Here is a 23,270-nt window from a genome sequence, read left to right as displayed (position 1 = left end):
CGACGGTCGACGTCTTCGACGCCGTCGCGGACGCCACCCCGGAGAACGGCAAGCCGGACCGCTGTTCCCTGCCGATCCGGCGCCCTCGTCCAGGCAGTCGGGCGCCCCCACCTCTCCGCGTTCAGGAGTCCCATCGTGTCCCCGCGCAGTAACTCCTCCTCCGTGCCCTTCTCCGTGCCTCGCTCCGGACGGCTCGCCGGGTCGCCGGCCGTACGGCGTGACGGCAAGTGGTGCCTAGTCGTCGGTTCGGGTTCGGTCATCGCTACCGATCCGGCCTTCACCGGCGAGCTGGACCGCTTCGCGGCGTTGATGGCCGCCGCCGACCAGTCGGTCGCCGTTCTGCGCACCGCGCAGGGCGATCCGCTGGCTTCTCGTAGCCGAGGGCGACGATGAACCCGCTGTTGCGGGCGGAGCAGGCAGTCCTCGGCTCGGTACTGCTCGACCCGAACCAGCTCGCGCACCTGGACTGGCTCGCGCCCGATCACTTCGACCGTCCGGTTCACCGGGCCTTGTTCACCGCGCTGCGGAAGCTCCGACACGACGGTCACCCGGCGGCAGCGGCTGATGGTCCGGTGCCTCTGTCGTGGGTGACCGACTCCGTCGTCGAGGCCGACCGTCACGTCCGAGGGCTGACCGCGGTGTACGCCCACACTCTGGTCTCGGCCTGCCCGCGTCCCGAGCATGCTCCGGTGTACGGCCGCATGGTGCTGGAGGGGGCGATCCACCGGACCGTTGCCGAGCACGCGATCCGTCTTCACCAGGCGGCTCGGACCGACGCCCTGCGGGGAGAGGTCGAGGGTGCGCTGCGGTCGGCGGATGTCCTGGCCGGGGTGCTCACCGATCTCGCGCGGCGCTGGGGTACCGAACCGCGTCCGGTCGCGCCGCCAGCCCCGCCGACCACCGTTCCGACCACGCCGACGGTTCAGGCCGACCAGGTTGCCGAGGACGAGCGTTTCCTGCTCGCCGTCCTCGCGGAGCAGCCGAAGGGCATGGAGGAGGTGGTGGGCTGGTTGCGGCCGGGGGACTTCGCCGACCCGGGCCATGGGCGGCTCTACCGGTGTCTCGGTGCCCTGCACCACCGGGGCGAGCCCATCGACCGGGTCACGCTGCTCTGGGAAGCCCAGCGGCGGGGCCTCCTGGCGGACGGCACGCTGTCGGGCGAGCAGCTCACCGCGATCTGCGACGGCGTAGGCCCCGGCAGCGCGGAATGGCTGGGTGAACGGGTCATGCGGTCCTCCGTGACCCGCACCGCAGCCGCTTCCGCGCGCGCCGTCCGAGCCTTGGCCCAGGACGAGGCCCTGGGCCCCGGGCCACTGATCAACCACGCGCTCTACGTACTCGGTCCGCTCGACGAGGTGCGCACCCGCTGGCAGTTGGCGACCGGCGACCCGCCTCCGGCGCCGAAGACCCCAGCTTCTTCGGGCAACGTGCCCCGCCCCGCCCAGGTGCAGGCGGCCCTCGCCCGCAGCTCACCGAGCCTCCCCTCGCCACCCTCGGCACTATCCCGAGGTGCGCCCAGGTCAGCCGCCGTACGACCACGGTCCCTCGGCCCCAGCTGAAGCCTCCCCCACGCCACTCCCTCTCCACTGGACTCACCATGAACACCACCCCCGTATCCGACGCCCGAGCCCTGCGCACCGCAGCCGAGAACTTCGACGCCCTACGCGGCAAGCTCCCGATCCCCGGAGATCCTCACCGCGGACCGGACAGCGTGACGGTCGCCAAGCAGATCTCGGAACTCGGCAAGAGGATCACCGCCCTGGGCGACGAGATCCTCATCCGCACCGTGTCTCCGGATCTGGACGCCCACACGGCCAGGGTCATCAGCGACTTCGCCGCCGCTGTAGAACCTGCCGGGGAGGTGGCCTCCGCGCTCGGCTCGGTGGCCCACCAGCTTTCCTTCCTGGAGCGAACCGAGCACATGCGCGACCAGCCCGACGCGATGGATGCGCGCGAAGCGGCCACGCTGGTGATAGGTGACGCGCTCGGTCTGGCGGACGCATCCCTCCGGGACGCCTCCTACTCCCTTTACGCTGCGGCAGCAGCGGCGCCGCCTCCGCCCCGGCAGCTCCGGGCCGCCCTCAGCCGGTCCACAACCGCAGCCCCGCTTCCCGCCGCAGCGCCCTCCACCGTTCCACCGGCTGCTGTTGCCCCGAGCCGGACCACACGGGGGCGGTGACATGCGGACCACCATCGTGCGCCCTCCGCTCATCGGCTCGCTCTGCTCGGGGTACGGGGGGCTGGACCTGGGCGTGCAGTCCGCCCTTGGCGGGACGCTGGCCTGGCACGCCGAGGTTGATCCGAACGCCTCGCGCATCCTGGCCCGCCACTGGCCGGGCATCCCGAATCTGGGCGACATCACAGCCGTCAACTGGTCCCTCGTTCCCCGGGTGTGTGTCCTGACGGCCGGCTTCCCCTGTCAAAGACGTCTCCGTTGCTGGCCGCCGGGCCGGTCTCAACGCCCAGACCCGCTCCGGGCTCTGGCTGCACGTCGCCCGTGCGGTCGATGCCCTCCGACCCTGCCTGGTTGTGATCGAGAATGTGCGCGGCCTCCTCACCTCCCCCGCCGGTTCCCCTGGCGACGTGGAATTCTGCCCGTGGTGTCTGGGAGACACCACAGGTCAGCCTGCTCTGCGGGCACTCGGTGCCGTACTCGGATCCCTGGCCGACCTCGGGTACGACGCGACATGGCTCGTGCTTCGTGCCTCCGACGTCGGGGCCCCGCACCGCCGCGAACGGACCTTCCTCGCCGCCTGGCCCACCGGAGACCCTGCTGAAGACGCCGACCAGCAACATCGGCAAGAACGGCGGCTCGCAGCATCCGTCGAAGAGGAAGAGCGGGGGGCACGGTCCGAACCTGGCCGACGAGGTCGAGTGGCTGCTGCTGCCGACCCCGAAGGCGTCGGACGGGATCAAGGGCTCGCCGAACCAGCGTCACGGCAACGGGGACATGACCCTGCCCAGTGCGGCAGCGTCGCTGCTGCCCACGCCGAGGGCCAGCGACACGGGGACTCCGGGCCGCCGCCCGGGGAAGGGGTGGCGTCCTCCCCTGTCGGCGGTGGTCCTGCCGCTCTGGACGGAGGAGTCGACGGAGTCCGCGGAGCGGACCGGCGATGGGGGCCGTACGCAGCAGCGATCACCCGATGGGAGATGCTCACCCGTCCCGTCCCCGAGCCCACCGACGCGGCCGGACGACTCCGCGCCGACTTCGTGGAATGGATGCAGGGCCTCGACGACGGCTGGGTCACCGCCACGCCGGGACTCGGACGACCGGCGCAGCTCACCGCGCTCGGCAACGGCGTCGTCCCTCAACAAGCCGCCCGTGCCTTGCAGTTGCTGGCACCGCCCTTCCCTCGTTGTCCTCGCTGCGCGGGCGGGTAGCGCCCCACTACCGGACTTTTCCGGCCGCGCCAAACCGCGGATTCTCCGGATCCTCTCGGGCATGTCGCCGTCTCACAGATGGAGCACGCCCCGATGTCCGACACCAGCCCGACCACCCCCAACCCCGAGCCGTTCCGCATCCCCGACGGGGATCTCGACGACCTTGCCAGCACCCTCGCCAAGACCATGGCCGAGGTCAGGCAGCACGGCGCCCTCCTCGACCGCCTCGGCTCCGACCCCGTACCCGTTGCCAGCCAGCACACGGATGACGTTCCGGAAGCCGAGGCGGCCGACGCCGCGCAGGGGGAGGGCCCCGCCTCGGTGTTCATCCTCGCCCTGGGCGGGGAAGCGTACGCCGCCGAACTCACCGCACTCAGCGACTGGGTGAACTACCTCTTCCTCCCCGTCTACGGCCGAGAGATCAGCTCCTCCCGTCCGTGGTGCGCGCGGTGGGACGAACACCCGGAGGCCGTCGCCCGGCTGCACGCGCTCTGGCTCGCGTGGCAGCAGCTCACTGATACCGAGGCCGGCCTGTCAGGTCCTTCGACCTGGCACCGCGACCACCTGGACCAGGCGCTGGTCCACCTCCGGGCCCCCGACGGCCCCTTCGCCGCGTGTACGACGAGCCCGACCCGGCCGAACCACCGAGTGCTGGTCACCCCGGCGCCCGAACAGTCGGGAGCGACGGAATGAGCACGGAACTCGACTTTCACCTCGACGATCTTGCACCCGCCGACGCTGACTCGGAGTACGCGGAGCAGCAGTTCTGGTCCGGTGACCTGACGGTCCTGACCGAGCACCACACCGCTCCTCACGGCTCACACTCCTACGTCGTCGCTCACGACGGGTCGGTCACGTGGGGTGTCCCCGGCGAGCCGCAGGTAGCCGCGATCAAGGTGGCGCGGGATCTCAGCCTCAACACGTTCACCATGGAGACGGCCTACCACGCCACGGTCCCCTTCGCCCAGAACTGGTTGATCGAGCACGGCTGCCCACCCGAGCAGATAACCGAAGTAGGTGCCGGATTCTCCACTCCCGCCGACGATCTCACCGTTCGTATCGAGGCACAGATCCGGGAGTCAGGCACGCGGTACGAGGTCATCGAGAGCCAGACCTCGGACTACGACCCGTGCGAAGCATGGACGTTGACCCGTGACAGTCAGGCCGCTCAGGCACCTGTTCGCCTCTTCCTCGAAGAGGGGGACTCCAACGCCCACACGTACACGCTGCGCGAGGGCACCTTCCCCGATGAGGAGACCGCTCTCCGCTGGCTGGACGACCGCAGCACCCCGCTGCCGCAGCCACCGGACCACCTCGGTGAAACTGCCGCCCTCCGGACCCGTGCCGCCCTCGCCCGCTCGGCCGGCAGCTCCGAGATACCGAAGACCGCCCCTGGAGCCCACCAGTCCGCGGCAGCCGTACCGGTACAGCGTTCGGTACAGGGGAGGCTGCTGTGAGCGCACGCTTCGCCTTCGCGGCGCATCCCGACGCCATTGAGGATCTGCGGAACCTCCCCGATCGCATCCGTGATCTGGCGCTGCTGGAGCTACAGAACCTGGTCCACGGAAGCGACGACTGCCTACCCCTGAAGGGGCGTCTCGCCGGATACCACAAGGTGTACGTGGATCCGTCCGTCGCCTACCGGATGGTCATCCAGTTCCGCCCGGCCCCGCCCGACTCGAACCACAAGCGCGAGGTCTACCTCGTTGCCGCCGGAAGCCGGAAGGACTACGCGGTCTACCGCTCCGCTCACCTCCGTACCGGCCCTGAGCGAGGTACCGAGGCGGACTCCCGTACGGCGGCCCGGGTGCAGGCCGCCCGCGCCCGCTCGCCCCTTGCGAACCAGTCGGCGGCTGCTCCGTCGACCTCTCCAGCAGCAGTCCAGTCTCCGGCCGCTGCCTCTCGAAAGGCTCCCCAGCGATGACCCCCGATCACGCCCCGCTCACGCGTGCCGAACTGGCGAGCCTGCTCACCGATGCTGCGCACCGCGTCTCCGGGATCCTCACCGCCGACTATCCGACGGCCGCCAGCCGCTCCTACCTGCATCCCGTACTCGGTGCTCTGTCCGCCGGGCCCCAGGTGATCTGCGAGCTGAACGACCGGCTCGAAGAGTTCGTGGCCGACGATCCGCTCCCCGCGACACCGGCAGGTCTCTTCACCCTGGCCTCCTACGCCTCCGCCCTGGGATGGCTCACCGAGTCCCTGGCCGAGCTGACCGCTTCGGTCGACCGGATCTGCACACGCGTCGGCATACCCACGGAACCACCGGTCTCCGCCTTCTCCGCCCCGGCCAGCATGAAGCAGGGCCATGACTTCGACTTCAGTTTCAGCGCGCTGGAGTTGGAGGCGATCCGTACTGCGGCCGACGCCGCCGGTCTCGCGCCGGACGACTACGTCGAGGTGCTCTCCGAGTCCTTGCTCGCTGCCTCCCGGATCACCGACGCCTGCATGGAAATCTCCGGCGGTCTTCTCGAAGACGCCACGTACGTCCTCGACGAGGTGACTGACCACGTCCGGCTCGGCGACGGTCCCGACAGCCTTCCCACCCTGGTCCGCTCCCTGCTCGCCCGGATGGAGACGGCCAAGTGAACCCCTACGACCCGAACACCGAGCCCGGTACGCACTTCGTCGCCGACGCGCTCGGTATCTCGAACGTCAACATGCTCAACACCACGTATCGTCCTGCCGATCCGCTGTACCGAGTCTCGACTCGGGTGATCACGTCCGCGTACAAGCTGAACGAGCAGCACGACCGGGTGACGGTTGCTGCCAGGGATGCCTTCCGGCTCCTCGAATCCATCGGGCGCGGCGAACTCGGCAGGGCCCGCACTTCGTACGCGTTCCTGCGGACATCGATCCCGAAGCTCGGAGAACTCCTCACCAAGCAGGATCGGGCCTACGACCAGCTCATCGAGGCCGTCTCCGCGTACCAGCGCCTTCTCCCCGATCCGGATACCGAGCCCTCGGCGACGAAGACCCACGAGGAGAACCGGGAACAGCGTGCCGGCCGGGACGACGACTGGGCGATAGATGTGAAGCGCCAGCTCAGGGCTCTCGAAGTGGTCGAACTTGGCGATCTACGCCTGTGCCGGACCGCGCTCGGCAAGGAGCCCTTCCTCTCTGGCGGGACGGGCCGACGTCCCCAGGTGCTGCCCTCGACCGTCCGGCGGAAGTTCGCCGACGGGCTACTGCACCAGGACACCAGCGAGAGCCCGTACCGGCTGGGGCAACTCCTCTCGCTCACGTCCCGCGGCGAGGCCGCCCTTGGTGCGGCTCGTACGGCGACGTCGCGTGTGGCCGCTGCCCTCGGCCGCAGCGGTGCCCCGGCGAACCTTGGCCGCCCTGTCCACCCAGATGCAGCCCCCTCCGCCGGTATCTCCAGCACGGCTTCCCACCCCCGCTCCCGATGACCCCTACCGGAGAGAGCGCACTCATGCCCAGCCCCACGCAGCCCCCCGCCTTCTGCTTCGACTCGGTCGACCCTCAGCGCATCGACCACGCGATTGCCCGGATCGGGCCGAAGTGGACCACCTGGTCCACGATGATCCTCGCCCAGGAAAACCGCCCCATGCGGGTGCGCGAGATCTCCGCCCAGCTCCCCTTCGTCGGCGAGCAGTCAGTAAGCCAGCGGCTGATGTACATGCAGGCCGACGGCTTGATCACCCGTTCCGATGTCCGTCGTAGGGGCACCTACCAGCTCAGCGCGCTCGGCGAGTCGCTCGCCCCCGTGCACCGCACCTTGTCGGACTGGTCCCGGGCCCACCTGCCGCTCCAGACGATGGCCGAAGCCGAACGCGTCGAGGACGCTCTGGGCCGTCTAAACCTTCGGCACACGACCGGCGTTATCCAGGCCCTCGGCACTAACGGCCCTCTGCGGTTCAGTCACATCGCCGAGGAGATCGGCGTGGACCGCCCCTCCGCCCGGCACCGGCTTCTGCGGATGCAGGCCGACGGCCTGGTCGGACGCGCCGGTTCGCACCACGGCGCCCCCTACGTCCTGACCGATGCCGGCCAGTCGCTGGGGGCCGTCTACGCAACCATCGAGCACTGGAGCGAACCCTTCACCGCGCTCAAAACCTCGTCGAGCCCCGCTCGCGTCGCGGCGGCAACGCGGACCCATACGAATGTCCCGCTGACGGGGGACGGTGCCCGGACCGCAGCAGCCCTGCGCCGGAGTGCCGCGCCGAATGACCTGTTCAGCCACGCGACGCAGCCCCAGCCCCGGGTGTCGGCGGCTGTCACCGCCCGGTCGGCCCCGGGCCGGGGGCGGTGAGCCGGGTGGCGGTGCTGAGAACCAGTGCCGGCTCGCCGCTGCTACCGCGTCCGCGTGCGCCCCAGCACTTCACCCTCCCGCGCACGCGGGCGCGTTCCCCTCCTACGTGCCCGGAGTCTCGACCATGAGCGTCCAGCAGCCCACCGACAACTATCTGTACCAGGAGGTACTGGTCAGCCCGATGTACCTGGCCGGTTCCAACGGAGCCGGAGACGCCGGCTTCGCCCCTGTCGCTCACTGGCCGCACCACTACCTCGATGATGGTCCCTGCCAGCTCCTCGTCACGTCGCCCGACCAGAGGATCCGCATCGGCTGGTTCGGCGACGACTTCGAGCTGTGGAAGATCGCCGCATCCGAGGAAGCCGTCTCCTCACCCCGCTGGACAGCGACCTTCAACCATGTCACCCCGGCCGAGATCGTCGCCAGCCTGACCACCGCTCTCGCTCACGACTACGCCGAAGCCGATGCGTACGAGGGCAACGGGCGCTTTCTGGCGAGCCCGTCATACCGCTGGGCCGACGCCGTCCAACCGCTGACCGATGCCGGCTGGCCCCGCCACGGCGGGGCCGAACTCGGCACCGTCGAGATCATCGCCCCGGACGGACAAGCAGGCGTCCTCATCGACAACCGTCTCTCCCGTCATGATGACGAAGCCGTCACCCTCTGGTCGGGTCCACCCGGTTGGGGCACCCGTGCGGAGGCCATCTTCTCGGCCCGTACGCCCACCCACTTGATCGCCGCGACGGCAGCCGTCATGGCCGATCCAGCCCCGGTGGTACGCGAGCGCCACCAGATCCACCGTGAGGTGGCACACCTGGTCTCGCTCACCGCTGTCACTCCGAGCACACCCCAGGTTCCCCGGGCTCCCACTCCCCTCGACGTACGCCGCACGGCTGTCACGCAGGCCGTCCAACGCGCCGCGCGATTCCCCCGGACGGCCGCCGACCTCCGGGTCATGGCCGCCCGAAGCCGCACGTCGGCTTCGGCCCTGAACCCGTCCGGGAGTCCCGCGCCTGCTCTCGCGGCCCGGCCGTCGGCCAGCGCGTCGACCCCGCGCCGCAGCCGCTGACCCCTGCTCCTCTTCCGGAGCACCGCATCCACCCCCCTTCGAATTCCGGGAGTTCCCCCATGCCCGACGCCACCGCACTCGACCAGGCCACGGCCATGATCGAGGAAGCCTGGGGCGGTCCGATCGAAGCTCTGGAGTCGATCGCCTTCCGCCGCCCGACCGACGACCCTCTCCTACGCTCGGCCATGCACATCCGCTCGGCCCTCCTGGTCACCGCCGACAGCTCCGTGGCCGTGCACCAGGAGCGCCTGCACGCCCTCACCCGTCCCGGCCACGCACCGGCCTTCTACGACCTGCAACGGATCACCAGCTCCGCAGCCGACCTTCGCGTCGCCCAAGCCGAAAGCAGTACGGCCCTTCAGGCGATCAGCCATGTGGTCCAGGCGCGTGAAACCGCCGCGACGGCGGACCGTGCCCCAGCAACCCGGTTGGCGCAGGCCGCTGTTGCCCGCTCCGGGCGCGATCAACACGTCCTCGGCCAGGTACCGGACCAGGCCGCTCCTCCGGCCGTCGTCGGGCCGCTGGCGCCTGGCCCGGGGCCAGGTCGCTGATCGATCAGTCGTGGTCCTCGTCGCGGTGGGCGGGATCGCTCTGGCCCTCCGTGCGCATCCAGATGCCGGAGCCCACCGCGCGGGCCAGCTCCTCCACCGTCAACTCGACGCGATGTCCGTCAGCGCTGCGGTCCAGGACCACCTCGCCGTCGTCCCACCGCGCCTCGGTCTGGACGCCGACAGCCCACTGGCCGTCGGCGACCATCACCATGTCGCCCACCGTCCACGGCCGCCCGGCGGCACGGACCTTGTGCTCCAGTCCGGTCCCGACCTCGTGTCTGCTCGGCTTCGCCATCCCTGCTCCCCCTTCGGCCCCGTGCGGCCCTTTGCCGCAACCCCAGTACGACAACTCCATTCGCCGTTCCATTCCCGGCGCACGGCCCTGATGGCGTCGGCCAGTTCGCCCACGGCAGACGCCACTTCCTGGGAATCGACTACGTACTCCGCCACACCCCATGTCAACGTACGGGTGTTGGGAAAACCGCAGGTCAACGAAGGGATCGTTCAACCGTGACCACCTCCGCCACCCTCCTGCCCGCCGTCGTCCGCCCGGCCCCGGAAGACCGCTGCTGGTTCTCCTCCGACCACTGCGCCGGTCCTGTTCTCGACCTCCTCGACAGCCTCGGCTGGGCCGTCGTCGACACCCCGGAGGCCAACGTCCACGCAACCAGCCCAGACGGTCACGTCTACGTCGGCTGGCTCCCCGAAGACCCCGCCGCATGGAAGCGCGACATCGTCTGGCGCGTCCAGGTGCTGCCCGCCGACGGCGCTCCGTGGGTTCAGGAGTTCGGCATCCACACCCCCTCCGAAGCCGTCGCCGGATTCCTCGCCGCCCTCGTCGCCCACTCCTCGCACTGACCGCCGAACAACCAGAGCAAGCCGACAACGACCCGCCCACCGGCACCCGCACCGCCCACCCCGGCAGACCCGCCGAACCTCTCTTGTTCCTGACCGAAAGGCGTTGAAATGACGTTCTACTCCGATGACCTCGTGAGAATCGCGAGCCACATCGTCGGCTCCGGCACCGCCGTCCTCGCGGCGTACGACGCCATCGCGGGCTCCGGCACGGCCTCGCGCGGTATCCCTCAGGTCTGCTGCGGGGTGTTGCTGCTGTACACCGCCGGGATCTTCCAGGACTATCTCCGCCGCCGCGACACCCGTGTCGTCGCCTGCCTGTCCGAGAACCCCAACGCACCCCTCTCCAAGATCAGTTCCGCTACTGGGCTGAACCACGATCGCGTCGCCAGCTCGCTTCAGCGCCTGATCACCGACGGCCTGGTCATAGCGGAGACCGGACCCTCCGCTCCGGCCCGGCTCTACCGGCTGGCCCACTGACTCCTCCGTCACCGGGCCGCCCGTCGCGCCGTGGCACGCCAGCGGCGGCGCGACGCCTTCGCATGACGGCACGCTTCCCACACCTGTCGCTCCGGATGCCCGTCTACCCCTCCCACGAGGAGCCGCCTCACCATGACCTTCCGCGCCCCGCTCACCAACCATCACGCCGACGGGACTCTCTGCCCGGCGGACCACAAGCACACCAGCTCCGGCAAGCCGCTCCACACCGACTGCCCCGGCCGCGCGTACACCCGTGCCGTCTGCTCCTGCGGCTGGAAGAAGGAGGAGTCCGGCAAGGGCTACGTCAACGAGTGCCGCAAGCGGCACCTCGCCAGCCACGCCGAGGGGCAGAACGCCCCCTCGGCATCCCGACCCCTCATCCCGTACCGCTCTCGGAGGTCCTCTTGCCCCACTACCTGACCGTCGGACACCTGCTTCGCCAGCTCCAAGACCTGGACCCCGGCCTGCCGATCCGCCTCGCCATCAACCCCGACTTTCCCTTCACCCACTACCTGGGAGCCGAGATCGTCGTCCGGGACGGCAAAGCGTTCATCGCCGACGACGGCCAAGAGGACTACCTCCCGCCCTCCGTCAGCGATGCCCTGGCCTGGGCCTGACCGTTACACGAACCACCTCGGAGGCTCATATCCCGTCGCGATCCCGCTCACCGCAGACCCTTCCGCTGCACCGCCTTGCCGTACGCCCGATGCCAGACGACGTGCGCGGTGCGCTCGTCCAACGCGTCTCCGGCCTGCCCGACGGGCCACTCGACATCTCCTGGCTCGCCGCTGGTACCCCGAGACTCCCTCAGGGCCGCGTGCGCCTGCACTGGGAGCCCGCCTCCCACACAGGTTGGGACGTCACCGCCCACCTGGGCCTGGCCACCACCGAGGTGCACCTCGCTTCCTGGCCCGCCGCCCCGGACGACTGGCCGCACCTGGTCCGCCCCACCCTCCACGAGGTGCTCGGCCTCTGCGCCGCCCTCTCGGTCGCGACCGCCGCCCTCGACCTCTCGCACCGCCTCGCCCACGTCTGACCGAACCGCAGAAGGCCGCCCCACGCCGATCAGGCAGGGGCGGCCTTGCCGTACGCCCAGCCACCTGATGCGTACTCTCGTCCTGACCGACATGGAGGATCCGATGTCCGACGAAATGCGGCTCTGGGGATATCGAGGCGGCGCTGCCCACCGGGGCATCAGCGTCCGCACCGCCCGGAACCGGAACAGCCTGGGCAGCCTGTCTCCCTCTGGCTCAACACCGTCTCTCGCACGAGGGATCTCATGACCAGGCTGTTCATAGGCTCGGCACTGCTCAGCGCTGCCGGGGCGGTCACCGCCATCGTCGCCGCTGTCCAGGACAACTACGCCGTCTGCAGCGTCGCTCTGTTCGCCGTAGCGTCCGGTGGCATCGGTGCCTACGTCGTCAGCCGGTACCAGGATGCCGCGAACGACCGCGCCGTCCTCCACCGGCTACGAGCGTCTCCCCACCAGCCCGTCGACGTTCTCGCGAGCGAACTGGGGCTTCGCCCTGCTGCAGTTCGGCTCAGCATCTACCGTTTGACCAGTTCCGGCGAGCTTCGCTCGAACGCCGGTTCCTCTGAATAGGGCAGGTTGGGCCTCTAGGCTCAGGGCATGACCGCCTCACCCATGCCATCGCCCCCCTTCCCCTCACTGGACAGCGCCGTGCTCCGACTGGTCGTCGGCAACGCCATCGCGTCGGTCAGAAGCGGTGAAGCCTCGGTGGAGGAGGCGATTCTGCACGCCGCTGTCCACGGATGGTACGAGGGCCATATTGAGGGCGAGGACGAGTGCCCTGGCTGCAGCTTCCGGGGTCAGCTACCGAGAGACGGAATCGACAGCTGACCAGTTATGACGAGAAGGGGCGACACCCGTCGGTGTCGCCCCTTCTCGTTCTGCACTCGCGCTCGCCTAGTCGAGGTACGTGCCGGCGAAGGCCCCGTCGAACCCCAAGGCGGCCAGGCCCTGCTCGACGCTGGGGTAGATCGTTCCGTCCGGGATCGCGATCAGGGCGTCGAAGTCGGCGCGGCTGATCTCGGGTTCGAGCCACTGGTTGCTGCAGCGGCAGCAGACCCAGACGTTGCGCCCGTGGTTGATGAGCAGCCAGTCGCGCCGGGCGCGGCAGGCAGTGCACGTCACCGGGATCCCGCCAAGGGCGAGTTCGCGAGGGTGGCTGAGGCAACGCGTCGCGCCGGGGCCGCTGGGCGGCTGCGCCTCGTATGCGAGTTGCAGCAGGGGATCGGTGCCGGCGGGGAGGACCGGCTGCGCGGGTGTCGACCCCGCGGGCCGGTCGGTGGTTCTGAGCACGAGCGTCATCTCCCGGTCGAGGTCCTTCTGTTTCCATCCGTAACAGCCGGTGGAACCGGTTGTCCAGGGACTTCTCGGAGTCCGGCGGGCCGATGGCCAGCCCGCCGGATCTTCGTCAGCGGCGTGGTGGGCGGTTTCGTGGAGTGGGGGCGACGGGGCGAACTCCGGTCGCTGGTGTCGTTCGGTTGCTGGTGCGGTTGGCCGAGGATTTCGGGTTGCTGGTGCTGTCCTTCGGGCGGCGGGGAGTTGCGCCCGGGTGGGCGGGGAGCTGGGCGATGCGGCGCAGGCGCCAGACCAGGACGTCATTGACGTCTGTGGCGGTGTCGAGTTCGCGCATGTCGATGGCCTGACGAAGGAGAGCTTCGGGGTCGTGGCCTGCCTTCTCGGCCTGGGCGAGGGTGGCGACCAGAGCGTCGGTCTTCGCCGGTACGCCGTCCTCTCGTACGCCATGGTTCGGTAGGGCGGCGCGGATGGTCGTCTCGTACGCCCGCCGTTGGGCGTCGGGAAGGGCGCGGCCTTGCTCGTGCAGCGTTCGCATCGGGGTGGTGGCGGCCTGGCGGTAGGCGGTGCGCAGGTGCTCGGCGGTCTGCCGGGAGGCGTGGGCCTGCTGGGCATGTCCCCGGGCGGAGTGCCAGTGGGCGGCGGCGAGGGTGACCAGGACCAGGGTGGAGAGGAGCATGGCGGTGGTGCCGCCGTCCTCGCCCCGGCCGAGCGCGCCGCCGGCCCGGATGATTCCTCGTGCGGCGGAGCGGAGTGCTCGGGTGTCGGCGCGTTCCGCCTGGACGTGGCTGCGGGTCGCCCGTTCGAAGGTTCGGGCGGCGGCAGCCAGCTCGGTGCGGGTCGCGGCCGGTGAGGTCTGCGCGACGGCGTCGAGGAGTTCTCCGACGCCGACGAGCTGGGCGGCGGCCTCTCCGTCGCCGCCGCTGTCGAGGAGGACTGCGGCACGTTCGGCGATGGCGGTAGCGCTGCGGCGTTCTCGGGCAGGCGGGGACGAGTCCGCCCGTCCCCCGGAGGCCGGGGTCGCAGTGCGTTCGACGGTGCCGTCGGCCAGCCTGCGGCGGATCTTGGGAAGGGACAGGTCGGGGGAAAGTTTGGAGCCGGGATACCAGACCGGTTCGCCGTCGCGGTTGCGGTCGCCGGGTAGGGCGACGTTATAGCCGAGCGCATCACCGGACGGGGCGTGGCGCACTTTCACCCGCAGGCCGGCCTCGTGGAGCCGGGTGAAGAACTCCTTCTCGTCTTCAGCTCCGGCGAGGGCCCGGCGTACGGCTTCGCGGAGCGTCTCCCGGGGGGTTTCGGGGCGGCCGGTGCGTTCGGCTTTGAACTTCTCGGCGCTAGTGGGGTTCTTCGCTGCGGTGCCGTCTCCGGCGTCGAGGCGGCGCAGGCCCATCTCTTTTTCGATGCGGCGGCATTCGGCCTGGGCCTTGTTGAAGTCGTAGTTCAGGCGTGGGTTGCGCAGGTCTCCTCGGACGAGGGTGGCGACGATGTGGATGTGGTCTGCCGCGTGGCGTACGGCGATCCACCGGCAGCCGTCGGGATCCCCGTCCGGTGCGATGCCGGTGGCGTGGACGATGCGCTGGGCGACGGCGTTCCACTCCTCGTCGGAGAACCGCCGGTCCCCGGGGGCCGTGCGGACCGAGCAGTGCCAGACGTGCTTGGCGGGCCCTCGGTCTCCGGCCTGCTTGACCCGCAGGTCCAGGGCGGCGGTGAGCCGGGCGAGGGTGATCTTCGGATCGGGATCGGGGCTGGTGTCGCGGCCGGGATCCGGGGCGAAGCCGTCCCACGAGCCGACGAGGTGGGCGTCGGTGTGCTCCTCCCGTCGCCCGGGGCCGTACAGGTAGACGAGCAGGCCGTGGGTCCGGGAGCCGCGTCCGATGTCGGGAACCATCACAGCCGCCTGTTCACCAGGTTGTTCGCCGCGTCATCGAGGGAGGCGAGGAGCCTTAGCAGCACGCTCAGTGCATGGTCGAGTTCGCCGGGGCGGGGCCGCCCGCCAGCATTGAGGACGTAGGCGATCTGGTTGATGTTGTTGCCGATTCGGGCCAAGGCCGTTCGTAGGGAAGCGAGTTCGTCGATAGCCGTGTCGAAGTGTTCGTTGGTGTGCAGGGCGGTCGAACCGCGGGCGGCGGCGAGGCCGGCACCAGCGAGGAAGCGGGCGACGGTGATGCCGCGCTGCGTGGCAGCGGCGGCGATCTCGGCTTTCTCGGTGTCGGAGAGGCGGGTCGTCGTCTTACGGGTGCGCTCGCTGGGATTGCGGGTGCGACGGCGCGGTTTACGGTCGGGGAAGGGGGGCGTGCTCGCGCTCTGCGGCGCGCAGTTGGCTTCTCCTCCGGTGACCGGCGCCCCCTGGTGCCGGTCGCCCGGCTGGTCCCCGTGCGCCCTCGCTCGGGGACCAGCCGGGCTTCCCCCGCTCTCCTGGGCGGGGGCAAGTGCGTACGACGGGCCGTAGGACCGTCGTACGCGATAGCTTGCTCCGCCAGGAGCCGTGGTGGGGTCACGCTGCTGCCCAGCCGTGACCACCGCCGGGTCGTCGGAGGTCACCGGCTCGTCTCCGGGTCCTGCTGCTGGATTTCGTGGACGAGGTCCGCGATCCAGTCCATGGCCAGGACCGGGTGGTGCAGGGTCCACGGGCGGTCGTGCTGCTCGCGTTGCACGATCCAGGTGGTGTCGGGTCCGGACTGGGCGCGGTGGAGGTGGCCGCGCTGGTGCAGGACGGTCAGCCAGGAGTCGACTTCGGCGGGGGTGGCCGGGTGAGTGCGCATCGGGTGTACTCCGCTTTTGCTCTGGGGAGGGGGAAGGTGGGGCGGGTGTGCGGAGCGGGTGACCGGCCGAGGTGACCAGCTCGGTCACCCGCTCCGTGGTGTCCGATCAGGTTCGGGCGGACCTGACCGGCTGTCCGTTCTGCTTGCGGAGCTGGGCCATCAGGGTGGTCAGGGTGTCGCTGGAGAGCGTCATCTGCTGGTCTCGGATTGCCTGGCCGACCACCTTGCGGGTCAGTTTGCCCTCGGCCCTGACCGCTGACCGAGCGATCTTCAGTAGCTCCTCGGTGTCCTGGTCGGATCGCCGGTCACCGGCTGTCCGGGCCTGCCGGTCAGTGACCGACGGGGCGGTGACCGACGGAGTGACCGGCAGGGCGGTGGCCGACCCCCGGCTGTCCTCGTCGCCGGTCGCCGAGGTGGTGTCGTCGGGGCGGTCAGTGACCGGGCGCGCGGTGTCCGGCTGTCCGGGCAGGTCAGCGGCCTCGTGCCGCTGACTCCGGTCACCGGTGACCGGGGCGCTGCTGTCCGCCGGAGCCCTGCCCCCGCTCAGCGACCGGGGGGCGGAGACCGGCTTGTCCAGGGAGAGCGGCTGCCGGTCGGTCCGGGCGGAGACCGGCCGACCGGCCTCCGGCTGCTGACCGACCCGGTCGGTCCGGGTGACCTCTGCGCCGTCGCTCCGGTTGGCCTGACCGAGGTGACCGGCCTGACCGAGGTCCTCGCGATCACTGTCCTTGACCGGCCCCCGGGCGATGAGGATGTAGAGGTGGACGGCTCCGGCCAGGGCCAGCGGGGCGATGGTGGACAGCACCGCGACCACGGTGTCCCCGAGCCGGAGGCCGGTGCCGGCGACCGCGTCCTGGTTGATCCGCACCGCGTGGAGCGCGTTGGCCCAGATGCTGGCGGCGGTGGCCGTTCCGACGAGCGTCCAGACGTAGAGCCGGGCGCGCAGCGGGGCATCGCGCAGGACCAGGAGCGCGCGGACGCCGTAGGCGATGAACCCGTCGATCACCAACGGGAAGACGAAGGTCAACAGGCCCCGGACATGTATGGCGACGGCCATCTGCTGGAGGGCGTCGTACGACAGCGCGCACCCCGCGCCGCCCAGGGCGATGACCACCGCGCGGTCCCAGGCGGAAATGTGCGCCGTCTTCGGTGTGCTCGTAGTGGTCATGCCGCCGTCCCGAAGTCGTCGCGGACCGGGTGCTCACCGTCGACCGCGGGTGGCAGGGCGGTCTCCTTGGGCTGGTTCAGGGTTCGGTTGCGCTCGGCCCGGCGGATCTCGCGGTATCGCTTCTTGGCGTGCTCCTCGGTGACCTTCAGAAGCCAGGCCAGGCGCTGCTCGCTCACCCCGTGGCGGTAGGCAGCGTGCTCGACCGCGCGGCGCTCGGTATGGGTGAGGTGCACGTCGCGCCCGGCGATGGTGGCGTTGACGCGGCTGTAGTCGAGGCGGCTGGGGAGCTTCTCGTGCAGCGGCCCGCGCTCCTCCTCCGTCAGGCCGCCTCGGATCCCGTCGGTGTCACCTCCTTCTAGAGCGGCGTCCAGGCAGGTTCGGCGGACCGGGCACTGGCCGCACAGGGCCTTGGCCGTGGCGATCTTGGCGGTCTCGTCGGGGTCGGGGAAGAAGATTTCGGGGTCCACCGGGTTGTACTCGGTGCTCTGGCAGACGGCGTCGGCCTGCCAGGTCTGGTCGCCGAGCTGGCGGTGGTGGACAGGGCTGTTCGTCGTGCTGGTCATGCAGGTTGCTCCGATCGCTCTCCGCGCGCAGGGGCGTCGGCGGAGAGGTGCGCTGGTCGTGAAGTGGCTCGTGGCGGCGCGCAGAGGGGCGCGGCCCGGACGTGGTGACCTGCGGCAGGTCAGGCTGCTGCTCGGTAGCGTCTGCGGTCGAGCGGCTCGAACTCGACCCGGGTGGTCATCTCCGCGAGTCGGGAGGCGACGCGGTCGCCGAGGTAGGAACGGAGCTCCTTGATCGCCAGGTTGGTGGTGATCAAGGTCGGGAGCATGAGGTTGTACCGGCGGTTGATCAGCCTGTACGTGATCTCCTCGACCCACTCGCTGGCCTTGGCCGCGCCGAGGTCGTCGATGATCAGCAGCGGGCACCGGCTGACGGCCGCCAGCTCCCGCTCGCTGTCGGCCCCGGGCCGGGGGCGGAGATCGGCGTACAGGTCGGCGGCGGTGGTCGCGCGCCAGCGCACGCCGACCCCGTTCTGCACCAGCGCTCGGATCGCGCCGTACGCCTGGTGCGTCTTGCCCGCGCCGACGACTCCGGCCATCAGGAGGCTGGGCCCGGTGGTGACTTGCCGCCGGGCTCCCCGGCTGGGGGCGACGGCCGCCTCGGTGACCATCTGGACCCAGTGCAGGACCATCGGGTGGTCGGCGGCAGCCGACTGGTAGCGCGGGGGCATCCCGGCCAGGAGGGCGTCGAGCGGGGAGAACGGCTCGGGGTCGTCGGGGAGCGCGGCGGCGTCGGCCGGGTCGATGTTGCGGGCGGCCAGGATCCGGGCCATGCGCTCCAGGGTGCCTTCGTGGCCGAGGAGCTGGGGTTCGCGGTGATGGGTGTGCATCACAGCTCCTCGGCGTAGGCGGCGGAAGCGTTGGCCGGGTTGGTCCACGCCTGGTGAGCGGGCACGTTAGGCCGGATTTCCGGCCGCGCCAAGCCGCCGGGGCGAGCGTTCATTGCCTCGTTGACCATGCTGGTCAGCACGCTCGGGTGCTTGGGGTTGGCCGCGAAGTTCGCCAGCCCGGCCCGGATGTGCGCCGGAGCGATGCCCTCGTCCAGGAGCTTCTTGGTGATCCGCCCGAGGTGTCCGATCACGTCGTTCGGGGGGCGCTGGTCGCACCCGGCGACGTACTCGCCGACGAGGTCCTTGGCGGAGACGCTGGGTGCGGGCGCTGTGCGCCCCGTAGGGACAAGAGATCCAGGATCCAAGATCCTAGATCCAGGCGCCGAGCCTTCGGAGAGGCTTCGGGGAAGGTTCGGGGAGTCCTCGGAGAATCCCGTCTGACCTGCACTCTTAGCATCAGCTCGCCCCGCTGTGCCGATCGCGCCGTCGGCAGCCTCCTCCCGGTCGGCGACGGACTCGTCTGCGTGGCCCGGCGTCTGGGAGGCGGGTGCGGCAGGCAGATCGAGGGTTCGGGGAGACCTCCCGGAGGTCTCGGAGAGTCCTCCGGGAGCCGTGTGCGAGCCCTCGGTCCGCCGGGTGCAGGAGCCCTTGCACGGTGCGCACCGGTCGGCAGCCTGGTGCTGCGGGCACGAGGGCAGGCGCGACTGGCTCGGCTTGTCGATCTTCTGGTGCTCGGACCAGGTCACGATGTGGAGGTAGCGGCGGCCGTCGCATCCGGTGTACCGGCAGATCAGTCCGGCGTTCGCGAGCTGGTGAAGGTCGTCTTCGACGTGGACCGAGGTGTGCTCGGCGCGCAAGGGCCAGAGGAGCCCTGCGATGATCGCGGCGTTGTCCCGGTGGCGACCGTGGTCGTCGGCCTGGGTGAGCATGCCGAAGAAGGTCCGCTCGGCCGTCACGGTCACTTCGGCGAGTGACTCGGAGGTGAACGCCTCCGGCTTGATGGTTCGGATCCTGGGCATGTCAGCGGCCCCGCTCGGCGGCGATCGAGTCGCTGCGGGTGAGGGTGGCGTCGGCGAGGCGGAAGGTGTGCGGGCAGGTCCAGTCCTCGTCCGGCCAGACCCTCAGGATCCAGCGGGCGGCGACCCTGGATGTCGTCCGGCCCAGCTCCATCGACCGACCGGCCTCGTCCTGCACGATCGTGTGCGGGTGGGGCCACGCCTGCGCCGGGTCGGTGAGGCTGACCCGGATGGTGACTGCGCCCGGGATCATGTCGGCGAGTTGGGCGGCGAGGCGGTGTCGGCGGCTGGTGTCCGGGCAGGCTGGGATTCCGCTCGGCATGGCAGGCATGCGATACTCCGTGGTTTGTAGGAGCGCGGTGCGGTGGTTCTCGTGCAAAGCCCCGCCGCCCGCGAGATGTGAATCGGCGCCCTTCGGGGTGCCGGCCCGGCGCTTGGGAGCTGGTAACTCCCGGGCGCCGGTTCTTCGTTGCTTCGTCGCGTTACGGGCCCTTGGCGTGCATCCCCTGCCCCTCCCTGACCCGCGTTCGGTCGGCACCCCCTCTTGCCGGGCACGCTGAAGGAGGTGTTCTCCTCCTCAGCCTCACGCCCTCGGCAGGCACGCAGCCTGGCCGGGAGGGATGCACGGCACCCCGTTTTTCGGTAGTCTGAAGCTATCCCGGTTCGCGCGAAAGGTCAACGAGCCGATAGTTCTTCGACTCGCACGAAAAAGAGGTCTCGATGTCAGCTCGCCACTTCGACAGAACAGTGGTGCGCGCCGTACGGCGAGCTGCAGAGATCCCGCAGGCCGAGGTGGGGGATGCCGTCGACGCTGCGGACTCAACCGTGGCGGGGTGGGAGTTGGGCTCAAGCGTCCCGGACCAGGAGAAGCTGCCGGGCATCGCGCGTGTACTCCGGAAACCGTTGGATGAGCTGTTCCCCCGTAAAGGCGCGCCCGACCTGATCGACCTGCGGTGCGACGCGGGCCTCTACCGGTACGAGGTGGCGAGGTTCATCGGCACGAAGAGCGACGGCCCGGTGGCTGCGGCGGAAAACGGCGTACGGCGGCTCAAGGAGAAGTACGTGCCGAAGCTGGCAGCGGCGTACGGCGTATCGGAGAAGGCGCTGGAGCAAGCTCAGGAGCGCTCGTTCGGAAACGTCGTCGAAGAGGACGGGGACGAGAGCGTCGCTGCGGCCGAGGCCGACGAGCATCCCCGTGCTCTCGGGGAGAAGATCAGCTTCCTACTGGAACACTCCTACCCGGCGGGCGCAGTTCCGGGAGATGGAGAAATCGCAGAGGCGGTGAACCGGCATGCAGGGGCGGAGGTTGTCACGTCCAAGGAGGTCGAGGCCCTCCGAACAGGCGCCGGTGACGCCGACGGCCCGGACCCCGTTGTCTTGGAGGGCCTTGCCGAGTTCTTCGGCGTCGAGCGCATGTACTTCGAGCCGGACGAGGCCGTCGCCCGTCAGGTGTACCAGGGGATTCGTGTGTTGCTCGCATCCCGGAACGGGACGATCGGACGGGTTCGGGCTCGTGGCCTCGGCCCGGAGGGTCTGTCGCCCGAGGTTCTCTCGCTCCTGACGGACCTGCAGGCCGAGTTCGAGAAACAGGTCGGCTCCACGGACGACGAGTAGGGCCCTGCCCTCCGGGCCTCCGGAGGCTCCAGAGGGCAGGGCTCGGTCAGCCCCGACTACTCGACTGGTGCCTTCGGATCGTGCCGCCGACCGGAGGCGAATACGGCCGTGACGTTCTTGAGGGCGTCGAGATCCGAGAGCGGGTCTCCCCCGACAGCGATGAGATCCGCGCGGTAGCCCGGAGCGATACGGCCGGTTGTGGAGCCGAGCCCGAGGGCCGTGGCTGCGGCGGTTGTCGCCATGTTGATGATCTCGGCGTTCGCCAGGCCGAGGTGGGCGTAGAACGAGAGGGCCGGCACCAGGCCGTTGAAGGTGGCACGCTGCACTCCGGCGTCCGTGCCGGCGACCAGCTTCACACCCGCGTCTGCCATCTGACGTACCAGGTCGAACATCCCGGCGGCGCGCTCCTCGCCGAAGATCGCGGGGAGCATCCGCCAGTGAGGGCTTACCGCTGGGCAGACGGTGATGTCGCGGTCGATGATCTGCTGCACCACGTCCCGGCGGAAGTCGAGGCCGTCGCCGGTCATCCACGTGCAGTGCTCGATGGTGTCCACTCCGGCCTCCACGGCTGCGGCGATGCCGTCGGCTCCGTGTGCGTGGGCCGCGACGGGGACGCCTGCCGCGTGAGCCACATCTACGAGAAGGCGCAGTTCCGTTGCGGAGAACTGGGATTGGTGACTTGCGGGCCCGCCCCGGGTGAGGCCGCCGCCAGTGACCATGCACTTGATGACCCCAGCACCTCGTTCGAGGTTGAGACGGATGAGAGCGCGGATCTCGGCTTCGCCCGACACCTCACCCCCGAGGAAATGGCAGTGCCCGCCGGGGGTGGTCAGGGGCGTGCCTGCGGAGACGATCCTCGGTCCTGTCGTGCGCTGGTCGGCGATCTCCGCATCCAGGCGAAGTGCCAGTCCGTTCCGGTCTCCGAGGTCACGGGCCGTGGTGACGCCGCTGAGCAGCAGTTCCTCCGCGCGGCGGCGCATGTCCGCGAGCAGGGCCTCATCGGTCGAGGTCTGGAGAGCGGATACCGGGTCGGGGCCCCCGTCGAAGACGAGGTGTACGTGGGCGTCGATCAAGCCGGGCAGAAGCGTGCCGTCGAACACCGACCGCGGCACGTCGGCGGCGGTCTGCTCCTCGATCTCCTTGCGCGGCCCCACAGCCACGATCGAGTCGCCCTCGATCAGGACGGCGCCGTCGTCCAGATACGTGCCCGTGTCGACGAGCACACGTCGTCCGCTAATCAGCATGGTGCCTCCTTGATCGTGAGGGGGGTTGCGTGGTCTGTCACCAGCGCGTCGGACACCGCAATCAGTTGTTTCACATCTGCCGCTCGATCGCTCCCCAGCGTCATGGCGAGGGGGACCGCCCGGCGGGGCACGGGGGCTCCTTCCACGATCCGGGCAGAAGCGCGCCGTAGCCGAGCTGCCAGCTCATCCGAGTCGGCGTCGGGCGCTGTGATGCCGGTGTCGTCTACCAGGAGGTACGGGCTGATGGCGACCAGGCCGTCTCGGATCTCCACGATGCGGCGGTGGTAGCGGCGGTGGACTCCCCGAGCGCGTCGTCGGTCGTGGGCGGACGAGGATGCCGGCGGCAGAACGTTGTCGGGGAACGCCTCGGCTAGCAACTCCCAGAGGGCGGCGAGGCGGCGGTAATCACGTCGGTGCTGGAGCCAGAGTTTCGAAGAAGATACTCGGGCGCGGACCCCCGAGTAGGTGATCCCGGCCGTGAACAGAAGGATGGATGCGACCAACAGGAACGCGACCGCAGCCATGAGACGCTGGGGTACCTCGATGTCCGCCCAGCGGACGGCCACGATGACAGCCCTGATCGCGCAGGCCACGGCCATCGCGCCGAGCCCAACAGCCGCCATCCACAGTCCTGTTGCGTGGGGGCGCCGGGACATTCGGGCGTAGGTGCGGGTCCACCTGGCGGCGAGGCCCAGGACGTACGTCAGGTAACACCCGGCTCCGCCGTAAAAGACGGCGATCTGCGGGATCGTCATGTCCGCGGTGCTGAAACTGCCGGCGAAGACCTCGTGCGGCACCGATACGGCAGCCAAGGTGACGACCACCACGACGGCCACGACGGCGACCGCCTCCTTGTTCGCCCTGCGACGGCTCGCCTCCTCGTCAGCCGCAGAGTAGAGGTAGAAGCACATCAGGAAGTACATCGAGACGATCAGCAGCACGTTCTGGACCAACTTCGCCGCCCCGTGCCCCGCCACCGTGTCGACGCCGGTCGCGCCTCCCGGCATAGCGATGGGGTAGGAAAGAGTGGCGCAGAGGAGGCAGAGAGTCACCGACCGCAACGGCGCGTCGTGGGGGGTCCGCCACAGCTTGTAGAGCTTCCAGGCAAGGGCACCCACGAGCCCCAGGAGTAGCAGTTCCACGG

Annotated in this window: 31 protein-coding genes and 2 pseudogenes; 21 read left to right on the top strand and 12 right to left on the bottom strand. The window is 70.0% G+C overall.

The genetic code is table 11. The features are described from left to right. Positions 1 to 135 precede the first annotated feature (135 nt). The 14 genes and pseudogenes from IE140_RS21980 (at position 136) to IE140_RS21925 (ending at position 9,274) form a co-directional block, all read left to right on the top strand. Positions 136 to 393, top strand: a complete 258-nt coding sequence (locus IE140_RS21980) for a hypothetical protein (RefSeq protein WP_229826866.1) — start codon at positions 136 to 138, stop codon at positions 391 to 393. Continuing rightward, a complete protein-coding gene (locus IE140_RS21975) occupies positions 390 to 1,559 on the top strand; it encodes a DnaB-like helicase N-terminal domain-containing protein (protein WP_032786117.1) in 1,170 nt (389 codons plus the stop codon). The genes IE140_RS21980 and IE140_RS21975 overlap by 4 nt, the downstream gene beginning before the upstream one ends. 38 nt (positions 1,560 to 1,597) lie before the next feature. After that, positions 1,598 to 2,179, top strand: coding sequence for a hypothetical protein (locus tag IE140_RS21970; RefSeq protein WP_032786115.1), 582 nt, complete (start codon positions 1,598 to 1,600; stop codon positions 2,177 to 2,179). 1 nt (position 2,180) lies between these two features. Next, positions 2,181 to 2,363: pseudogene (locus tag IE140_RS36120) on the top strand (DNA cytosine methyltransferase); the annotation flags it as partial. 121 nt (positions 2,364 to 2,484) lie between these two features. Then, positions 2,485 to 2,712 (top strand): annotated as a pseudogene (locus IE140_RS36115) (DNA cytosine methyltransferase); the annotation flags it as partial. A gap of 438 nt (positions 2,713 to 3,150) precedes the next feature. Then, the gene (locus IE140_RS36110) at positions 3,151 to 3,381 is read left to right on the top strand and encodes a hypothetical protein (protein ID WP_225683537.1); all 231 of its coding nucleotides are present in this window, start codon (positions 3,151 to 3,153) and stop codon (positions 3,379 to 3,381) included. Between the two features lie 93 nt (positions 3,382 to 3,474). Beyond that, positions 3,475 to 4,074, top strand: a complete 600-nt coding sequence (locus tag IE140_RS21960; RefSeq protein ID WP_032786572.1) for a DUF4913 domain-containing protein — start codon at positions 3,475 to 3,477, stop codon at positions 4,072 to 4,074. Further along, positions 4,071 to 4,838 carry a hypothetical protein gene (locus IE140_RS21955; RefSeq protein ID WP_032786113.1) on the top strand — a complete coding sequence of 256 codons (768 nt, stop codon included), beginning with the start codon at positions 4,071 to 4,073 and terminating at the stop codon, positions 4,836 to 4,838. Before IE140_RS21960 ends, IE140_RS21955 begins: the two co-directional genes overlap by 4 nt. Continuing rightward, positions 4,835 to 5,305, top strand: a complete 471-nt coding sequence (locus tag IE140_RS21950) for a hypothetical protein (RefSeq protein WP_032786111.1) — start codon at positions 4,835 to 4,837, stop codon at positions 5,303 to 5,305. Before IE140_RS21955 ends, IE140_RS21950 begins: the two co-directional genes overlap by 4 nt. Next, complete coding sequence (locus IE140_RS21945; RefSeq protein ID WP_032786109.1) at positions 5,302 to 5,970, top strand: hypothetical protein; 669 nt, start codon at positions 5,302 to 5,304, stop codon at positions 5,968 to 5,970. Before IE140_RS21950 ends, IE140_RS21945 begins: the two co-directional genes overlap by 4 nt. Next, positions 5,967 to 6,791, top strand: coding sequence for a hypothetical protein (locus IE140_RS21940; protein WP_050513198.1), 825 nt, complete (start codon positions 5,967 to 5,969; stop codon positions 6,789 to 6,791). Before IE140_RS21945 ends, IE140_RS21940 begins: the two co-directional genes overlap by 4 nt. A 23-nt stretch (positions 6,792 to 6,814) precedes the next feature. Then, positions 6,815 to 7,654: a winged helix-turn-helix transcriptional regulator gene (locus IE140_RS21935; protein ID WP_050513197.1), complete on the top strand. Its 840-nt coding sequence runs from the start codon at positions 6,815 to 6,817 to the stop codon at positions 7,652 to 7,654. Between the two features lie 124 nt (positions 7,655 to 7,778). After that, entirely contained in the window at positions 7,779 to 8,723 is a 945-nt protein-coding gene (locus IE140_RS21930) for an SPDY domain-containing protein (protein ID WP_032786107.1), read from the top strand. Between the two features lie 59 nt (positions 8,724 to 8,782). Beyond that, on the top strand, positions 8,783 to 9,274 hold the full coding sequence (locus IE140_RS21925) for a hypothetical protein (protein ID WP_032786105.1): 492 nt from the start codon (positions 8,783 to 8,785) through the stop codon (positions 9,272 to 9,274). A gap of 4 nt (positions 9,275 to 9,278) precedes the next feature. Here IE140_RS21925 and IE140_RS21920 read toward each other — a convergent pair whose 3' ends face one another. Next, the gene (locus IE140_RS21920) at positions 9,279 to 9,569 is read right to left on the bottom strand and encodes a hypothetical protein (RefSeq protein WP_032786103.1); all 291 of its coding nucleotides are present in this window, start codon (positions 9,567 to 9,569) and stop codon (positions 9,279 to 9,281) included. A gap of 215 nt (positions 9,570 to 9,784) precedes the next feature. On the opposite strand from IE140_RS21920, the gene IE140_RS21915 reads away from it, so the two are divergent. From IE140_RS21915 to IE140_RS21890, 6 genes are all read left to right on the top strand, one after another. Then, positions 9,785 to 10,132 (top strand): SPDY domain-containing protein, encoded by a 348-nt coding sequence (locus IE140_RS21915; protein ID WP_032786101.1) that lies wholly within the window; start codon positions 9,785 to 9,787, stop codon positions 10,130 to 10,132. Positions 10,133 to 10,264: 132 nt separating this feature from the next. Beyond that, a complete protein-coding gene (locus IE140_RS21910; protein ID WP_225681970.1) occupies positions 10,265 to 10,609 on the top strand; it encodes a winged helix-turn-helix domain-containing protein in 345 nt (114 codons plus the stop codon). A gap of 132 nt (positions 10,610 to 10,741) precedes the next feature. Continuing rightward, positions 10,742 to 11,029, top strand: coding sequence for a hypothetical protein (locus IE140_RS21905; protein WP_032786097.1), 288 nt, complete (start codon positions 10,742 to 10,744; stop codon positions 11,027 to 11,029). Then, a complete protein-coding gene (locus tag IE140_RS21900; RefSeq protein WP_032786095.1) occupies positions 11,014 to 11,226 on the top strand; it encodes a hypothetical protein in 213 nt (70 codons plus the stop codon). The genes IE140_RS21905 and IE140_RS21900 overlap by 16 nt, the downstream gene beginning before the upstream one ends. 89 nt (positions 11,227 to 11,315) lie before the next feature. After that, a complete protein-coding gene (locus tag IE140_RS21895) occupies positions 11,316 to 11,645 on the top strand; it encodes a hypothetical protein (RefSeq protein WP_032786094.1) in 330 nt (109 codons plus the stop codon). A 243-nt stretch (positions 11,646 to 11,888) separates the two neighbouring features. Continuing rightward, entirely contained in the window at positions 11,889 to 12,212 is a 324-nt protein-coding gene (locus tag IE140_RS21890) for a hypothetical protein (RefSeq protein WP_032786093.1), read from the top strand. A gap of 324 nt (positions 12,213 to 12,536) precedes the next feature. On the opposite strand, the gene IE140_RS21885 is transcribed toward IE140_RS21890, so the two are convergent. From IE140_RS21885 to IE140_RS21845, 9 genes are all read right to left on the bottom strand, one after another. Beyond that, on the bottom strand, positions 12,537 to 12,941 hold the full coding sequence (locus IE140_RS21885; RefSeq protein WP_032786090.1) for a hypothetical protein: 405 nt from the start codon (positions 12,939 to 12,941) through the stop codon (positions 12,537 to 12,539). 106 nt (positions 12,942 to 13,047) lie between these two features. Further along, positions 13,048 to 14,820: a relaxase/mobilization nuclease domain-containing protein gene (locus IE140_RS21880; protein ID WP_032786088.1), complete on the bottom strand. Its 1,773-nt coding sequence runs from the start codon at positions 14,818 to 14,820 to the stop codon at positions 13,048 to 13,050. Next, positions 14,820 to 15,473 carry a plasmid mobilization protein gene (locus IE140_RS21875; RefSeq protein ID WP_032786087.1) on the bottom strand — a complete coding sequence of 218 codons (654 nt, stop codon included), beginning with the start codon at positions 15,471 to 15,473 and terminating at the stop codon, positions 14,820 to 14,822. The genes IE140_RS21880 and IE140_RS21875 overlap by 1 nt, the downstream gene beginning before the upstream one ends. Next, the gene (locus tag IE140_RS21870) at positions 15,470 to 15,694 is read right to left on the bottom strand and encodes a hypothetical protein (protein WP_030804596.1); all 225 of its coding nucleotides are present in this window, start codon (positions 15,692 to 15,694) and stop codon (positions 15,470 to 15,472) included. The genes IE140_RS21875 and IE140_RS21870 overlap by 4 nt, the downstream gene beginning before the upstream one ends. Positions 15,695 to 15,800: 106 nt before the next feature. Next, positions 15,801 to 16,862, bottom strand: coding sequence for a DUF2637 domain-containing protein (locus tag IE140_RS21865; RefSeq protein WP_032786085.1), 1,062 nt, complete (start codon positions 16,860 to 16,862; stop codon positions 15,801 to 15,803). After that, a complete protein-coding gene (locus IE140_RS21860) occupies positions 16,859 to 17,425 on the bottom strand; it encodes a WhiB family transcriptional regulator (RefSeq protein ID WP_032786084.1) in 567 nt (188 codons plus the stop codon). Before IE140_RS21860 ends, IE140_RS21865 begins: the two co-directional genes overlap by 4 nt. A gap of 119 nt (positions 17,426 to 17,544) precedes the next feature. Then, on the bottom strand, positions 17,545 to 18,252 hold the full coding sequence (locus IE140_RS21855) for an ATP-binding protein (protein ID WP_032786083.1): 708 nt from the start codon (positions 18,250 to 18,252) through the stop codon (positions 17,545 to 17,547). After that, complete coding sequence (locus IE140_RS21850; RefSeq protein WP_032786082.1) at positions 18,252 to 19,271, bottom strand: hypothetical protein; 1,020 nt, start codon at positions 19,269 to 19,271, stop codon at positions 18,252 to 18,254. The genes IE140_RS21855 and IE140_RS21850 overlap by 1 nt, the downstream gene beginning before the upstream one ends. Position 19,272: 1 nt before the next feature. After that, positions 19,273 to 19,599 carry a hypothetical protein gene (locus IE140_RS21845; RefSeq protein WP_032786081.1) on the bottom strand — a complete coding sequence of 109 codons (327 nt, stop codon included), beginning with the start codon at positions 19,597 to 19,599 and terminating at the stop codon, positions 19,273 to 19,275. A gap of 389 nt (positions 19,600 to 19,988) precedes the next feature. Between IE140_RS21845 and IE140_RS21840 the strand changes: the two genes are divergently transcribed. Further along, entirely contained in the window at positions 19,989 to 20,882 is an 894-nt protein-coding gene (locus tag IE140_RS21840; RefSeq protein WP_032786080.1) for a helix-turn-helix transcriptional regulator, read from the top strand. 56 nt (positions 20,883 to 20,938) lie between these two features. Here IE140_RS21840 and IE140_RS21835 read toward each other — a convergent pair whose 3' ends face one another. Both IE140_RS21835 and IE140_RS21830 read right to left on the bottom strand, forming a co-directional pair. Continuing rightward, the gene (locus IE140_RS21835) at positions 20,939 to 22,126 is read right to left on the bottom strand and encodes an amidohydrolase family protein (protein ID WP_032786079.1); all 1,188 of its coding nucleotides are present in this window, start codon (positions 22,124 to 22,126) and stop codon (positions 20,939 to 20,941) included. Then, on the bottom strand, positions 22,120 to 23,268 hold the full coding sequence (locus tag IE140_RS21830) for an MAB_1171c family putative transporter (protein ID WP_032786078.1): 1,149 nt from the start codon (positions 23,266 to 23,268) through the stop codon (positions 22,120 to 22,122). The genes IE140_RS21835 and IE140_RS21830 overlap by 7 nt, the downstream gene beginning before the upstream one ends. Positions 23,269 to 23,270: the final 2 nt, after the last annotated feature.

It is taken from the genome of Streptomyces parvus (assembly GCF_014648875.1).
GTDB lineage: Bacteria > Actinomycetota > Actinomycetes > Streptomycetales > Streptomycetaceae > Streptomyces > Streptomyces parvus.
This window is presented reverse-complemented; position numbering and strand designations above follow the sequence as displayed.